Origin of the sequence: Veillonella denticariosi JCM 15641 (genome assembly GCF_002959855.1) — a bacterium.
In the GTDB taxonomy this organism is placed as follows: domain Bacteria; phylum Bacillota; class Negativicutes; order Veillonellales; family Veillonellaceae; genus Veillonella; species Veillonella denticariosi.
The window spans coordinates 430,853-445,980 of sequence record NZ_PPDB01000007.1; the positions used below are offsets into that span (position 1 = coordinate 430,853).

The window sequence follows — 15,128 nt, forward strand, 5'->3', positions numbered from 1 at the left end:
AAACATATATAATGACACATATAAAAAGGCGGTACGCACTAACGTGGATACCGCCGTATTTCTCGCCAACTTAGCAAGTGTGTGCATAACAATCTACACTCATTATACATTCTTATCTAAATGATAGCAAGATATTCCTACTAAAATATACTGGAATTAAAAGAATATCAAGTATTACATATATTGATACGTTTTTATTAGTATTCGTTCTCATCCTATTCGATTCTCAATATTAAATTATAACTTGGAAAAATCTAATGTACGGAATAAATCATCATATGTTTCGGCACGACGGATTTGCGTAACAGAACCATCTTTATGCAGGAGTAATTCCGCTGAGCGCAATTTACCATTATAGTTAAAACCCATCGAATGTCCATGCGCCCCCGTATCATGAATTATGATACGATCACCTATATCGATTTTAGGCAATTTCCGTTGGATAGCAAATTTATCATTATTTTCACACAATGATCCTGTCACATCATATACATGATCCTTTGGTTCATTTTCCTTACCCATGACTGTAATGTGGTGATATGATCCGTATAATGCCGGACGCATAAGATCGGCCATACAGGAATCAAGCCCGATATAATGACGATATATATCCTTCTTATGAATTGCTGTAGATACAAGGTACCCGAATGGGCCTGTTACCATGCGCCCGCATTCATATGCCAAGGCGATATCATTGAGACCATTGCCTTTTATAATCCTGTCATATGCGTCATGAATACGTTGGCCTAACCGTTCAAAGTCAACAGGTGTGTCCTCCGGTTTATACGCAACGCCTACACCGCCGCCAAGATCGATAAACTCGACATCAATGCCAAGTTTGTCTTTGATGTCTACAGCAAGATTAAAGCAGATTTCCGCAGTACCTACAAGGCCGTCAATATCCAATTCATTGGACACAACCATCGTATGTAAGCCGAAATGTTTAACACCTTTCGCCTGTAATTGCTCATAGGCCTCAAATATTTGATCACGGGTCATACCGTATTTAGCTTCCTCGGGAAGACCGATAATTGTATTACCGCCTTCTTTCAAAGGACCCGGATTATAGCGTACACAAAATGTGTCGGGTAAAGACCCATGATTCTTTTCAAGATATTCTATATGTGTAATATCATCTAGATTGATAATAGCTCCTAACTCCAATGCTTTTTTATATTCCACATATGGCGTATCGTTGGATGTGAACATAATATCGTGACCCTTTATGCCCACCTTTTCACACAGCAATAACTCCGCCAACGAGGAACAATCCGCACCGACACCCAAATTTTGCAACAGTCGCATAATATATGGATTCGGGGTAGCTTTTACGGCAAAGTACTGTTTGAACCCCTTGTTCCAGGAAAATGCATGGATGAAAGATTTCATATTGTTAATAATGCCTTCCTCATCATAGATGTGGAAAGGTGTTGGATAGTCAGCGATAATGGCTTCCAACTGTTCAGCTGTAAACGGAACTGTTTTCGTATTCATAATAACCTCTCTATAAAATAAAAGGCTCATCAAAATGATGAGCCTTTATATCCCAATTATTATTTAAATAAAGCTTTATCTAAACTATAGCGACCTGCACCGGCAAAGAACAACATAATGGCTCCGAAACCAAGTTGAGACGGATAGTCCCAGCCAAAGAAACTGCCGTTCAGATTAATAATGGTAGCCGTTGCTAAAGTGCCTACAAGCAGAATAGCACCAATACGTGTAAATAATCCTACCGCAATAAGAATACCGCCAATTATTTCAGCAAGTGCAGCCGCAGTTCCCAGCATTTCATAGCCGCCGGATACACCTAAAGGAGCCAGCATGGCACCTACCTTGTATAATCCTTGAGAGCCGTTAAGCCATTTTAAATAGCCATGATAAAACATGGAAATCCCCAATGCTAATCGATAGATAAACAAGCCAAAGTTAATATAATTAGGTTTACTTTTGAATATAAAGTTTAACACAGTAACACCTCTTTCTCTATTATATAGATAAATTTCAATATACAAAGTATATATTAAAATAGTGCTACTTGTCAAACAAGACTCATATAAAATTCTATAGAATTATAACATACTAACCTTTCAAAATCAATTTTATCGATGTTAATTATTAACGCAAGAATTTACAATCAAAATTATTCGACTAATACATCGAAAATCAAAAATAACCCTAATGAATTTAAGAGTATAGAAATCTTAATTCATTAGGGTTATTGTAAAATTGACTAGAAAGTTTTAGCAGCTGATTACATCATACCGCCCATACCACCCATAGGAGGCATTGCAGGTGCTGCAGCATTTTCATCTACCTTATCAGCAACAATAGTTTCTGTAGTCAAAACTAATGATGCGATAGATGCAGCATTTTGAAGTGCTGAACGTGTCACCTTCGCAGGATCAACGATACCGGATTTTACCATATCTACATATTCTTCAGTCAATGCATTGAAACCGATACCTGCCTCTGTATTTTTAACCTTTTCAACGACCACGGAGCCTTCAAGGCCTGCATTGTATGCGATTTGGCGAACTGGTTCCTCTACAGCGCGTTTTACAAGGTTAATACCAGTCTGAACATCACCGGTCGCTTCCAATGTATTCAATGCAGGGATGATATCGATGAATGTGGTACCGCCACCGGCTACGATACCTTCTTCAACAGCGGCACGTGTGGCATTCAATGCATCTTCGATGCGGAGTTTTTTATCTTTCATTTCAACTTCTGTAGCAGCACCTACTTCGATAACAGCTACACCGCCGGACAATTTAGCAAGACGTTCCTGTAATTTTTCACGGTCAAATTCGGAAGTCGTTTCTTCCAATTGTGCACGGATTTGGCTAACACGTTGAGCGATTGCGTCCTTATCACCTACGCCATCGATAATCGTCGTTTCATCTTTACTGATGCGAACCTGACGAGCTGTACCAAGATCTTCAAGCTCTACGGAGTCAAGTTTACGCCCCATATCTTCAGTGATTACGGTACCACCTGTTAAGATAGCGATATCTTCAAGCATAGCTTTACGACGGTCGCCAAAGCCAGGAGCCTTAACAGCTACCGCTTTAAATGTACCACGCAATCTGTTTACTACCAATGTAGCCAATGCTTCACCTTCTACATCTTCAGCGATAATAAGAAGTTCTTTACCTACTTTTACCACTTTTTCAAGTGTTGGTAACATATCCGCAATAGCACCGATCTTACGATCCGTAATCAAGATATATGGATTATCCATAACAGCTTCCATACGGTCAGGATCGGTTACCATGTATGGAGAAATGTAACCACGGTCAAATTGCATACCTTCTACTACGTTTAAAGCCGTTTGTAAACCTTTGGATTCTTCAACAGTGATAACGCCGTCGTTACCGACTTTTTCCATTGCTTCCGCAATCAAACCGCCGATTTCTTCATCTGCAGCGGATACGCTTGCAACTTGAGCGATTTCCGCTTTTCCGGAAACTTTGATGGAGCGTTTTTTGATTTCATCCACCAATGTTTTTACAGCGGTTTCAATACCTTTTTTCAAAATCATCGGATTAGCACCGGCTGCTACATTACGCATACCTTCTTGAATCATGGCTTGAGCCAATACCGTGGCAGTCGTAGTACCGTCCCCTGCTACATCATTAGTTTTGGTAGCAACTTCTTTTACCAGTTGAGCCCCCATATTTTCAAATGGATCCGGTAACTCAATATCGCGGGCAATCGTTACACCGTCATTTGTAATTGTGGGAGAACCGAATTTTTTATCTAATACCACATTGCGGCCTTTAGGTCCCAATGTAACCTTTACAGCATCTGCCAATTGATCAACGCCGCGGCCTAAAGCGCGACGAGCTTCTTCGTTAAACAAGATTTCTTTTGCCATATGTATTACCTCCTACATAATTGGACTATCCAATGCAATAGAAATATATATCTGTGAAAGCGCTATATGAATACTCAAATATAACGCTTCTAATAAATATTTAACCTATTATTTTAACCTATTATAATATTGCTAGAATATCGCGTTCACTGATAATCAAGTGAGTAGCGCCGTCGATTTCTAACTCGCTACCGGCATATTTCGCGAACATAACATGGTCGCCAACCTTAACTTCCGGAGCTACACGTTGACCATTGTCACATAGTTTACCGGAACCTACAGCTACGACTTCACCTTCTTGAGGTTTTTCTTTTGCTGTATCGGGAAGAAAAATACCGCTCTTCGTTTTTTCCTCTTTTTCTACTAAACGAATAACAACACGATCAGCTAATGGTTTTAACATATGATGTCACTCCTTTTTTATCTCATTCACCTGTTAGCACTCAAAGACATCGAGTGCTAATTACAAGTATTATTATAACCTAACTTAAAATAATTGCAAGACTTTATTTTGATTTTTTGACTATTTAGGTTTTTCCTGATTTATTAACTTGTTCAATAATACATTGACAGGTTTTTACTATAGACATATGTTGCTTCATACTTAGGCTTCGTATACGTCCATAGGCTTCTTCCTCGGAAATTTTATATAGCTCCATAAGAATGCCCGTCCCTCTTTGAATAAGCTTGCGCTCTTCCAAGGATTGTTCCAATTGAACCATCTGCCTCCTTAAGCTTTCATCGGATTTAAAACGTCCTAACGCCATTTCCAAGGTAGGCATCAACTGATCCTCCCGCAACGGTTTGATTAAATAACCGTACACCCCCGATTCACGGGCTTTATCAATTAAATCCTGTTGGCTATAACTCGTGAGTAACACAACCGGTGCATAATGATGAAAACCGATTTGTCGGGCCGCCTCGATACCGTCCAACTCAGGCATTTTTACATCCATTAAAATAATGTCAGGATGATGATCTTTGCATAATTGAATCGCTTCTATTCCATTGGAGCCTTCCCCTACCACTTCATGGCCTTGAGACTCCAATATATCCCGTAAATCCATACGAATAAGGGATTCATCGTCTACAATAGCTATGCGCATTTATTTCTCCTTTTTCATATGAATCGTAACAGTCACACCTTTTTGTGAATTCGCTATGCGTAAAGATCCTTTTAATTCATGGGTGACCAGATTATTAATAATTGTCAATCCTAATCGCTTATTAGAAACTATATCGAAATCTTCCGGCAATCCACGACCGTCGTCACTGAAGGTCATGATGATGTCATCATCCGTTTCATCAACGGCTAAATGAATATTTCCGCTTTCACCGTCTAAACCATGTTCCAGACTATTGGTAATCAATTCATTAATAATGAGTGACACATAACTCGCCACATATGAGGAAATTAATATATCTGCTCCCTCATAAGTAAAGGTTACCATTTGATTATGACGGACCATACTGAGTCTTAGCAATCGACACAACTCATCATATATGGAACGTACACCGATATAATCCTCATCATAATGTGACACTATATCATGAACTAATGCCATGCTTTCAATGCGATTGATTCCTTCCTGCAAAGCTTGTTTTACTTCCGGTAAATTCGACCGGCGGGCCTCCATACGCAAAAGCCCGGCTACCGTCTGCAGATTATTTTTTACACGATGGTGAATTTCTTTAATGATAGAATTTTTTACGAGCAACTCCTGCTGCTGTTTACTTTCATGGGTGCAATCATGGAGAACTAAAAAACACCTCGTTTCATTACGACCCATGGTGATAGGAATCATATGCTGACGAATGACCATATCTTGATAGATTTCTTCACTGGTGTATACAGTCCTGTTCTCTAATACCTGCTGTATAGCGGAGATTTTTAAGGCCCCCCCGTAAATTGATGAACCGATGAGACGACGATTAAATCCCAATATATCGACCAGCTGTAAGGCGGCTTCATTGCCGTAAATAATTGTATTAGTATGATCAAATATGATAAGTCCGTCCAGATACGATATAGGTTCATAGAACTGTATCTGTTCATCTGTCGCAGTCAACATGAGCCGATGCATCGTATCCGATAATATATACTCCCGTTCAAATTGATCAGGTTGAACGGAGGTAGATAAGGTAAATGAAATACCTCCGATGATCCGCCCCCCATTATCAACAATGGGAAAAACATGTTCGCGGCTTGCTTCAGCGGTTCCACATTGAGGGCACCCCTTATCAAACATATTCCGCCATAAATAGGAACTCTTTGTCCGACGCGTCACAATCTCCGTATCATTACGCATGATACAGAGCATATTAATACCGTCCTTATGGATGTCCTCATAATAGGATTTTAAAAGTGGCGTAAAAATCTGTATCCTTTGACGGGTTACAGATTCGCCAAAGGATATAAGTGTGCTGATATGCTCAAGTAATGCTGTTTGTGATGGTCCCAATGGGGTTTCATTCAAAATATCCTGATCGATATCCACAATTAATCCTCTTTCCAAGACACATAACCTATTTCAACACTCGGTTTCGCATTTAATGTAAGATCGCTGAATTTCCCGGCCTTAGCCATATAATAGGCTCTACATCCAATCATAGCCGCATTATCCGTGGATAAAATCTTGTTAGGTTTATAATAAAGGAACCCTTCCTTGTGACACATGTTTTCTAATGCGCTCTGCAAACCTTTATTTGCGGATACTCCGCCGGCAATAGTGATGCGAGTTTCCCCCAATGTATGTGCCGCATCCTTCGTCTTTTCCACCAGTACATCAACGATGGCTTTTTGAAAGGATGCCGCCACATCCGCTTGGTTAACAGGCTCGTCTTTCTGCTGTTTGCTGTTGAGATAATTGAGGACCGCAGACTTTAAACCGCTAAAACTGAATTCAAAATTTCCGGGTTCGCTCAAAGCCTTCGGAAACTCAACAGCATTTTCATCGCCTGTAACGGCAAGAGCATCGATATGAGGTCCTCCGGGATAAGGAAAACCCATTACGCGAGCAATTTTATCAAACGCCTCGCCCGCTGCATCATCCCGGGTTTGTCCTAAAATATAAAATTCTTCATACCCTTTCACATGAACGAGCATCGTATGTCCACCGGATACAACGAGACTTAAAAACGGCGGTTCCAGATCAGGATTGGCAAGAAAATTAGCAAAAATATGCCCTTCCATATGATGTACCGGCACCAAGGGGATTCCTGTTGCAAAGGATAATCCCTTTGCCGCTGCAACACCGACCAGCAAAGCACCAACCAGTCCGGGACCATATGTCACACCGATATGATCAATGTCTTTCAAAGTAATCTTTGCATCTTTTAAGGCCTGATCAATGACGGGGATTACCTGTTCGATATGATGGCGGGAAGCAATTTCAGGTACAACGCCGCCAAATTTTCTATGTATTGGAATTTGACTGGATATAACATTCGATAAAACGGTGCGACCATCTTTGAGGACTGCCGCCGATGTTTCATCACAGCTGCTTTCCAATGCTAATGTATATATACTCATTATATTTCCTTTGTAACGAGAGACATGATATATGCATCTTCCTTAGGTTCCGAATAATAGTCTTTGCGTATACCCTTTACAGTAAATCCTAAATTTCTATACATAGCCAAGGCCGATAAGTTTGAAATTCGGACCTCCAGAAAGATTTCCTGCATCCCTCGCTTAACACATGCATCAATTAAACGTTCCATCAATTGAGTACCGTAGCCCTTGCACCGAGCTTCGGGGATAATGGCGATATTCGTAATCTGTCCTTCATCATAAATAAGCCAAACACCGCCATATCCGATAATTCGGTCATTTTCTATCAGCACCATATACAGCTTATTCGATGTTTTGTCCAACTCAGACGTAACAGACTCTAAGCTCCATGGAACAGAAAAAGATACCTGTTCAATTTCATAGATAGCCTGTGCATCTTCTATGGTAGCCATTCGAATATCCATCATTCTGCCCCTGCCGCTTCCGTCACGATAACAGAAGGATTTTGAGATAGCATATCCTGGTTATCCTTATGGCGTTCCTCCCATAAAACCTCAGCCTCGGAGCGACGGATATAATAAGGCACCATATCCATCGGATCCGATATAAGATTCTTACGCGCCAATTCTTTTCCGGCCAACAATAAGGAGCTCGCCTTAGGAATCCTTCTCATTATATCGGCAATCGTGCAGTTTGAATCACTTTCATCTAACAGTTTTTCGATACGCTTGATACCGTCCCCGATGAAAATAACCTTCTCCTTATAATCTCTAAAACGATTAATCAAATTTGCAGCTTCAACAACAAAAGGATCTTCGATGCGAAGTAAACGATTTGCCTCATAATGGTATAGGGCTGCATAGACATGTTTTTTTTGGGCGTCCACAACAGTACAGATTGTATAATCCGTATATGGAATATTATGAGCCAGACTATCCATAGTCATAACGCCATACAAGGGAATCTGCAAGGCATAGGCCATCGCCTTCGCTGTTCCCATACCGATTCGCAGCCCCGTAAAAGATCCGGGCCCGATACTAACCATTATTCCTTTCAACATATCTTTTGTCACCTGTGTCGATTGTAAAAGCATATCGATATGCGGCACCAACTGTTCGGAATGAGTCAATCCGGCTTGTACGGTTAGTTCCCCCACAAGGTGTTCTTCATCCATTAATGCAACACTGGAAACAAGAGAGCTCGTTTCAATTCCCAACCACATAATGGCCTCCTATCTCCACCAAATCATCCACTTCAAGATGATCGCTATCAAGTATAATCGAGCGACTCATATCATCGATGGTCTTTAAATTAATCCACAAAGTTTCATCCGGTAATTCATCACGAAACTTGTCCGCCCATTCTACAATAGAGATCTGCTCCTCTGTATATTCATAAAATCCGATGTTTTCAAGTTCACTTACATCGTCTAAACGATACACATCAAAATGATATAAGGGACCGGACTCTGCGGTATATGTATTCATAATTGCAAAGGTAGGACTTGTAATCTCTTCCGTTACACCGAATCCCTGAGCAATCCCTTGCGCCAAATGAGTCTTGCCTGTACCCAGATCGCCGACGAGTGCTACGCATAACGGATCTCTTTTTTTACTTAACCATTTCCCCAAGTTTTTACCAAAATCCTGTGTATCTTTTACCGAATGAGTTTCTAATCGAACCCGCGCTTTATGATTCATGAAAATGATTATATCCTTTCGCTTCAATAGTTTTAACCGTTTTATCCGGCGTTACCATCTGTACAACGGTCGGTCCCGACAACACTTCACCAATTAATGAAATACCGTCCATATCCTGTAATTGAGGAACTAAAGATTTCGGTGCAGTAAAGACAAGCTGAAAATCTTCCCCTCCATACAGTGCATAATCCACGGGATTAGTCTGTAGATGTTCAGCTAAGGCATATGTTTCCGCATGTAAGGGAATCGCCTTTTCCTCAATAACAATAGATACCGAGCTGGCCGATGCAATTTCATTAAGCTCACTGGCAAGACCATCACTGATATCATTCATACTGTGAACCCCAAGGTCTCGTAATCTCTGTCCCAAGAAAACCTGTGGTTCCGGCCGTTGATGCCCGATCTTGGTCATAGTATATCCATCTAGTGAATACATAAGTGCACTCAATCCGGTGGCGGCATATCCTAAATAATTGGTCACGCCCACCACATCGCTGATTTGAGCTCCGCTACGTAATACGGCACATCCTTGCGGTACTTCACCGATGATGGTTACTGTCCAAACCATAGGTCCTTCGATACGTACTGTATCGCCACCTAGTATATTAACGCCATACTTCTTACATTGATCTTTAATACCTCTATAGATTTCATCCAATATATCCGTATCTATATAATCCGGTGCAGCTACAGACAAAACCACTTGCTTAGGCGTTCCCCCCATTGCAGCAATATCACTTAAATTAGCTGACATGAGGCGATATCCCACATCATAGGGCATCATATAGTGAAAGCTGAAATGAATCCCTTCCACCATTGTATCCGTACTGATTAACTGATTCACATGCTCAGAAGTATTGTAAATGGCACAATCATCACCAATACCTTGAATTACCGTATCCGGATTATAAATGGTATCACTCTGAATATGACATATGAAATTAAATTCTCCTATCTGTTTTAATTGCATCCCATCACCTAATTTCCGATTATTGTACTCTTTGTATTGTAACATATAATAAAGTCAACAAAAATAGCAGGCAGTCGATATGTTATCGACTGCCTGCTATTTTGTGCTGATTCCTATTATTTTTTAATAAGATCATTCATTCGTTTTACCGGTTCGCTTGTATCAAAACCGCCTATCGTATCCACCTTTTTCCCGTCGGATACAAAGAGAACACCGTTAATATTATCAAATGACGTCAACGTATTAACAATCGCCGCCATTTGTAATTTAACTGTTAAATCTCCACCTTTGGCTGCAACAAAGGCTTTATTGACCTCAACAGAAGCAATACCGTTCTTGACCGTAACAGAATTGATTTCCACATCCTTGGAGAATACCGGATACTGTTGCGCTCGATCGGATTCCAGCATTGCAAGTAATGCTGCTTTTGGAGTTACCTTATTAGCTTCCGTATCAACAGTTTTCTGTTTGACACCGGAGCCATCTTCCGTAGGAACATAGAATACCATTTTTACCTTCTCATTCGATGTTTTTGTTGTTTCTGCATCCTTATTTATCTTTGACTCCTGTACAGGTTCACTTTTACCTGGAGTCGGTGATTGTTCCGGTCCACAGCCTGCAGCAAAAGCGAGAATGCCAATACAGAGGATCGATAAAACTTGCTTACGTAACTTCATCCATTAACCTCCAAAGTAGCTCGCAATACCATTGGCAATGCGTTTTGCAAAATCCTCTTGTGTTTGTGGCGATTGTAATGCCTTTTCTTCATTAGGATTTGAAATGAAACCGAGTTCAACAAGAATTGCAGGCATATTAGAATGTCTCAATACATATAAGTTGCCTTCTTGACTGCCGCGATCTCCGCCAAAACCAGGAGCATTAGCAATTTGAGATTGTACCTTTTGAGCCAATCGCAAGTCATTACCAGTCTTACTATAATAGTATGTTGCAATACCACCAACACTTGGATTATTAAACGAATTGATATGAACACTAACCAATGCATCGGAATTATTAGCATTCGCAACATTAACACGAGCACCCAATTCATCAACACCGCTCGCATTAGGACCATATACATCCACATCGGATGTACGAGTCATAACAACCTTGGCACCACGAGATTCCAAAGCGGCTTTCAAATATTTGGAAACCGGCAATGTGATATTCTTCTCTTGTACCCCATGAGGACCGATAGCACCCGGATCACTACCACCATGACCTGGATCGATAGTAATAGTTTTACCGGAAAGACCTCCCGATGTAGAGTACTTACCGGAACCACCAGGCAAATTCTTTGCCGGATGTGCGGAAGGTGACGGCTTCTTGCCATAATAAGCAGGCTTAGATGCGATCCCTTTCTTTTGTACATCTACAACGATGCGATACGGCTTCTTATTAACCGTATCTTTTTTCAAGGAAAAGACTTTTACATCACCCGTATCAAGGGCAGAAGGTGTTGTAATCGTTACGGTTACGTCTTTACCCACTTGAGAAAATTGAGCTGAATTAGCAATACTGGAATCCATCGTAATATTCCGTTTCGCTGTTTTCAACTTGGTGTTTTTCAAGGTGACCGTCGTCGTTTTCCCATCCTTGCTAATCGATGCGGACGCTTTTACAGGCGTGGATAAATCCATAACTATACGTACGTATGGTGCTGGTGCATCCGTTCTTGTCACCCATCGAGCATCCTCAAGATTAGCCGCCTTTGCCTGAGTCAATAACAGGGGTATAGCCATCAAGACTGCAAGGCAAATAAAAAATAGTTTACGCAATACATTCACTCCAATCTAACTGACATACATTGTGTCCAAACCATAGAGATGAGCCGACGAAAGCTTTGTCTATCAAAGTCTCATCGTTCCAATCTATCGATAAACTAATATTAGATTATAAATAGATTATTTCATACAAAGATGAAGACTAGTATATTGATTATACATAGAACCCTTATGTAAAACACATCATAAGAATTGTATTCTACAAATCAAAATCAATCCTACCTCTCTGTAGTAATTTGCCATTCATTCCCATCCGTACTGATGTGGATACGTCCCATCGTATCCGTACGGTAAATAGCAATATTGTTTTCCTGCAAGCGACGCAATGTCACATCGTGAGGATGACCATACTTATTATACATGCCATTTGAGATTAATGCACTCTCTGGCTTGATAGATTTCAAAAAATCTTTTGAACTGCTCGTGCGAGATCCGTGATGTCCTACCTTCAAAATACGTGCAAAAAGCTTGGAATTCAGTTCTTTTACCAATTTTTTCTCTTCTTGTATTTCTGCATCTCCCGTAAAGAGCATTGAAAATTTGCCGAAAATCAATTTTCCTACAATCGAATTATTATTAAGATCCGGCTCTCCTTTTTTATCGGTAAGCATTTCATTCCACGGTGCATAAACTACAAAGACCGCCCCATGTCCAAAATCCACCACATCACCATTTTTTAAAGTCGAGCGTTGAATCTTATTTTTTTCAATCCAGCGTTCATAGGTTTTATACATATTGTTATCTACGGCGATACCGTCATCATAAACATGCTCAATAGGCATTGCTTTCGTAATTGCCAAAAATCCGCCCATATGATCTGCATGAGGATGGGTAATAATTACATTTTTAAGCTTTGTAACCCCCATTGATTTCAGTTGAGCCACGATATTCTCACGATGTTCTATATCACCGGTATCAATCATACTGTACTCATCACCTATTTTGAGTAAAATGGCATCACCTTGACCGATATCGAGCATATATATATCAAGATGTCCCTCAGGTGTCGTCGTTTTCGTATCAATTGAATATTCCTTAGATGTTGTTACGGTATTGCTTGTCGCATTGGCGACATCTGTCGACTTACATCCGGCAATGGCAAAAACAGGAATACATAAAAGCAACAAAAAGGCCAATAAGCGTTGTATTTTATATGTCATTTCCGTTCTCCCAACAATTCACCAATAACTTGTCCGATATGGAGACTTACGTCACTCGGCGTATACCCCCAAGGCCTGTTATCAAATAAGAGATCGGCACTGCGGCTATGTACATAAACTCCTAATACAGCACTATCCTGCAATGAATAACCTTGACTGATAAAAGCGGAAATAACCCCTGTTAATACATCACCCATACCACCTGTTCCCATTCCGGAATTTCCAATAGTATTGATATATACAGTTCCATCCGGTAACGCCACCAAAGATGGTATACCTTTCAGCACAAGAACAACATTATGGGCCATTGCAAAAGCTCGAGCCACTATTACGTAATTACGTTCAATCCACTTGACAGGCATATTGATAAGGCGACTGAATTCACCCAGATGAGGCGTCATCACACATGATGGTATTGATTTTGACACGGAGTATAACTTATTAAGATCACCTGATACCACGGCCTCTTGATTTACAATACCTATATGCCCCATTGCGTATAATGCATCTGCATCAATCACCAAAGGATTATCACACATAGTAAGTACAGATTGGACGAGTGTTTTTACTTCACCGGTACGTCCCAAGCCCGGACCGATGGCAACAACATTACGTTGATGACATAAACCGCTTATATCAGCCGTTATAGAGGTAACCATAACTTCTGGAATAATGCGGCCTTGCACAATTTTCTGTATCTTTTCAGGTACAGCCAAGGTAGTCTTACCTGCACCGCTATGAACAGCCGCTTCACCGGCCAACATGGGGGCCCCGACCATATCCCCTGATCCGCCGATAATGAGCAAATTACCGTTTACACCTTTATGAGCCGTATCGGGCCGATACTCTATTAATAGCTCAGCTAATTCGTTATCAATGGTAAATGTTTGATATCTATCCACTATCATCTGTTGCCATGGAACCCCTAGAGGAGCAACGATACAAACTCCTCCGACATTTTTTCCCGGATAAAGCAACAGCCCCTGCTTCATTGCACCGAAGGTAACCGTATAATCACAAGCTAAAGTACCTTCAGAAATCTGACCCGTTGTCACATCCAAGCCGGCAGGCACATCAATAGCCCATACATCAAATCCATATTGAGTTCTCATGATATCAATATCATGCAAAATCTCTATTGTCGAACTTCGTAAAGCACCTTCCAGTCCGGTACCTACCAAGCCCTCCACAACAACGACGGCCTGACTCCAGTCATTAAAATCATCGTATACCTCCACGCTGCATCCGATGGTCTTACATCGCTTTAACTGACTCTGAAAGAGAGTACTTCCCTTATCAGGATTCCCACAAAGTACAACGCGTACAGGTACACCTTGCTCCATAAGATGACGTGCCGCAACCAGTCCATCCGTACCATTATTACCGCAACCGCAAAGGAATAACACAAAGCGCCCCTGCATGTTGTTTTCATCCAGCTGAAGCAAATCATAATTTCCCCACAAGGCATCTACGAGACCTCTGCCGGCATTTTCCATTAATAGCTCTAAAGGAATATCAAAAGTGGTAGGAACAACTTGATCAATATATTGTGCATCTTCTCGCGTCAATATGTGCATGCTAATCTCCTTCAAAAATAACCGTACTCATCGCATATGATTGGCAATGACTGATAGATACGAGAATATTCTTGTACCCTTTCTCATCATATATTTCCTTAAATACACCTTGTAAACGAATGAAAGGTGCCCCTAACTTATCATGGGCTATTTCTATATCTAACCAGGAACCTCTGCGCAATCCGGTTCCTAAGGCCTTCAGAAAAGCCTCTTTTGCCGTATATATGCCCGCATAAGATTCATATTTGCCTTTATTACGACTTTCACAATATGCTATTTCAGCCTCTGTAAATAGACGTTCAAGAAACCGGTCAGATTTATTAATCGCATCGGTAATACGTTTAATTTCAATAATATCATTACCTAGCCTCATATATGCCTCCTATATACACTAATAATTTTATTATACACGTATAATAGAAGAAAAAAAAATTCCGACCCCATTGGTACAACAGGATCGAAATTTATATGGTGTCAGATCATCTTATATTCATAATACCTATAATATATCTGACCCGTTCATTATAACAAAGTTAATTCTAT

16 protein-coding genes are annotated in these 15,128 nt (G+C 40.6%); all 16 read right to left on the reverse strand.

Annotated elements, in window-relative coordinates; all coding sequences use genetic code 11:
- Positions 1 to 237 precede the first annotated feature (237 nt).
- The 16 genes from VEHSUH05_RS07525 to acpS all read right to left on the reverse strand — a co-directional run bounded on the left by VEHSUH05_RS07525 (position 238) and on the right by acpS (position 14,958).
- The gene (locus VEHSUH05_RS07525; RefSeq protein WP_038115246.1) at positions 238 to 1,494 is read right to left on the reverse strand and encodes a diaminopimelate decarboxylase family protein; all 1,257 of its coding nucleotides are present in this window, start codon (positions 1,492 to 1,494) and stop codon (positions 238 to 240) included.
- A 59-nt stretch (positions 1,495 to 1,553) separates the two neighbouring features.
- Entirely contained in the window at positions 1,554 to 1,970 is a 417-nt protein-coding gene (locus VEHSUH05_RS07530) for a DoxX family protein (RefSeq protein ID WP_105091218.1), read from the reverse strand.
- Positions 1,971 to 2,254: 284 nt separating this feature from the next.
- Positions 2,255 to 3,880: a chaperonin GroEL gene (gene groL / locus VEHSUH05_RS07535; protein WP_038115252.1), complete on the reverse strand. Its 1,626-nt coding sequence runs from the start codon at positions 3,878 to 3,880 to the stop codon at positions 2,255 to 2,257.
- 121 nt (positions 3,881 to 4,001) lie between these two features.
- Entirely contained in the window at positions 4,002 to 4,283 is a 282-nt protein-coding gene (gene groES / locus VEHSUH05_RS07540; RefSeq protein WP_038115255.1) for a co-chaperone GroES, read from the reverse strand.
- A gap of 124 nt (positions 4,284 to 4,407) precedes the next feature.
- Positions 4,408 to 4,986 carry an ANTAR domain-containing response regulator gene (locus VEHSUH05_RS07545; protein ID WP_038115258.1) on the reverse strand — a complete coding sequence of 193 codons (579 nt, stop codon included), beginning with the start codon at positions 4,984 to 4,986 and terminating at the stop codon, positions 4,408 to 4,410.
- Positions 4,987 to 6,378, reverse strand: coding sequence for a sensor histidine kinase (locus VEHSUH05_RS07550; protein ID WP_105091219.1), 1,392 nt, complete (start codon positions 6,376 to 6,378; stop codon positions 4,987 to 4,989).
- 2 nt (positions 6,379 to 6,380) lie between these two features.
- Entirely contained in the window at positions 6,381 to 7,412 is a 1,032-nt protein-coding gene (gene tsaD / locus VEHSUH05_RS07555; protein ID WP_038115260.1) for a tRNA (adenosine(37)-N6)-threonylcarbamoyltransferase complex transferase subunit TsaD, read from the reverse strand.
- A complete protein-coding gene (gene rimI, locus VEHSUH05_RS07560) occupies positions 7,412 to 7,858 on the reverse strand; it encodes a ribosomal protein S18-alanine N-acetyltransferase (RefSeq protein WP_038115263.1) in 447 nt (148 codons plus the stop codon). Before rimI ends, tsaD begins: the two co-directional genes overlap by 1 nt.
- Complete coding sequence (gene tsaB, locus VEHSUH05_RS07565; protein ID WP_105091220.1) at positions 7,858 to 8,616, reverse strand: tRNA (adenosine(37)-N6)-threonylcarbamoyltransferase complex dimerization subunit type 1 TsaB; 759 nt, start codon at positions 8,614 to 8,616, stop codon at positions 7,858 to 7,860. Before tsaB ends, rimI begins: the two co-directional genes overlap by 1 nt.
- Positions 8,600 to 9,094 (reverse strand): tRNA (adenosine(37)-N6)-threonylcarbamoyltransferase complex ATPase subunit type 1 TsaE, encoded by a 495-nt coding sequence (tsaE, locus tag VEHSUH05_RS07570; RefSeq protein WP_105091221.1) that lies wholly within the window; start codon positions 9,092 to 9,094, stop codon positions 8,600 to 8,602. The genes tsaB and tsaE overlap by 17 nt, the downstream gene beginning before the upstream one ends.
- Positions 9,084 to 10,064: a thiamine-phosphate kinase gene (gene thiL / locus VEHSUH05_RS07575; protein WP_105091222.1), complete on the reverse strand. Its 981-nt coding sequence runs from the start codon at positions 10,062 to 10,064 to the stop codon at positions 9,084 to 9,086. The genes tsaE and thiL overlap by 11 nt, the downstream gene beginning before the upstream one ends.
- Before the next feature lie 116 nt (positions 10,065 to 10,180).
- Positions 10,181 to 10,741 (reverse strand): GerMN domain-containing protein, encoded by a 561-nt coding sequence (locus tag VEHSUH05_RS07580; RefSeq protein WP_038115274.1) that lies wholly within the window; start codon positions 10,739 to 10,741, stop codon positions 10,181 to 10,183.
- Between the two features lie 3 nt (positions 10,742 to 10,744).
- Positions 10,745 to 11,842: an N-acetylmuramoyl-L-alanine amidase family protein gene (locus tag VEHSUH05_RS07585; protein ID WP_038115277.1), complete on the reverse strand. Its 1,098-nt coding sequence runs from the start codon at positions 11,840 to 11,842 to the stop codon at positions 10,745 to 10,747.
- Between the two features lie 224 nt (positions 11,843 to 12,066).
- Positions 12,067 to 13,008 carry a ComEC/Rec2 family competence protein gene (locus VEHSUH05_RS07590; RefSeq protein WP_105091223.1) on the reverse strand — a complete coding sequence of 314 codons (942 nt, stop codon included), beginning with the start codon at positions 13,006 to 13,008 and terminating at the stop codon, positions 12,067 to 12,069.
- Positions 13,005 to 14,585, reverse strand: a complete 1,581-nt coding sequence (locus VEHSUH05_RS07595) for an NAD(P)H-hydrate dehydratase (RefSeq protein ID WP_105091224.1) — start codon at positions 14,583 to 14,585, stop codon at positions 13,005 to 13,007. Before VEHSUH05_RS07595 ends, VEHSUH05_RS07590 begins: the two co-directional genes overlap by 4 nt.
- 1 nt (position 14,586) lies before the next feature.
- The gene (gene acpS, locus VEHSUH05_RS07600; protein WP_054673542.1) at positions 14,587 to 14,958 is read right to left on the reverse strand and encodes a holo-ACP synthase; all 372 of its coding nucleotides are present in this window, start codon (positions 14,956 to 14,958) and stop codon (positions 14,587 to 14,589) included.
- Between the last annotated feature and the right edge of the window lie 170 nt (positions 14,959 to 15,128).

What these genes read in the sequence shown, in the direction of transcription:
- VEHSUH05_RS07590 (WP_105091223.1), bottom strand. Translation starts at nt 13,008, where the DNA reads ATGACATATAAAATACAACGCTTATTGGCCTTTTTGTTGCTTTTATGT.
- tsaE (WP_105091221.1), bottom strand. Translation starts at nt 9,094, where the DNA reads ATGAATCATAAAGCGCGGGTTCGATTAGAAACTCATTCGGTAAAAGAT.
- tsaD (WP_038115260.1), bottom strand. Translation starts at nt 7,412, where the DNA reads ATGAGTATATATACATTAGCATTGGAAAGCAGCTGTGATGAAACATCG.
- rimI (WP_038115263.1), bottom strand. Translation starts at nt 7,858, where the DNA reads ATGGATATTCGAATGGCTACCATAGAAGATGCACAGGCTATCTATGAA.
- thiL (WP_105091222.1), bottom strand. Translation starts at nt 10,064, where the DNA reads ATGCAATTAAAACAGATAGGAGAATTTAATTTCATATGTCATATTCAG.
- tsaB (WP_105091220.1), bottom strand. Translation starts at nt 8,616, where the DNA reads ATGTGGTTGGGAATTGAAACGAGCTCTCTTGTTTCCAGTGTTGCATTA.
- groES (WP_038115255.1), bottom strand. Translation starts at nt 4,283, where the DNA reads ATGTTAAAACCATTAGCTGATCGTGTTGTTATTCGTTTAGTAGAAAAA.
- VEHSUH05_RS07595 (WP_105091224.1), bottom strand. Translation starts at nt 14,585, where the DNA reads ATGCACATATTGACGCGAGAAGATGCACAATATATTGATCAAGTTGTT.
- VEHSUH05_RS07580 (WP_038115274.1), bottom strand. Translation starts at nt 10,741, where the DNA reads ATGAAGTTACGTAAGCAAGTTTTATCGATCCTCTGTATTGGCATTCTC.
- acpS (WP_054673542.1), bottom strand. Translation starts at nt 14,958, where the DNA reads ATGAGGCTAGGTAATGATATTATTGAAATTAAACGTATTACCGATGCG.
- VEHSUH05_RS07545 (WP_038115258.1), bottom strand. Translation starts at nt 4,986, where the DNA reads ATGCGCATAGCTATTGTAGACGATGAATCCCTTATTCGTATGGATTTA.
- groL (WP_038115252.1), bottom strand. Translation starts at nt 3,880, where the DNA reads ATGGCAAAAGAAATCTTGTTTAACGAAGAAGCTCGTCGCGCTTTAGGC.
- VEHSUH05_RS07525 (WP_038115246.1), bottom strand. Translation starts at nt 1,494, where the DNA reads ATGAATACGAAAACAGTTCCGTTTACAGCTGAACAGTTGGAAGCCATT.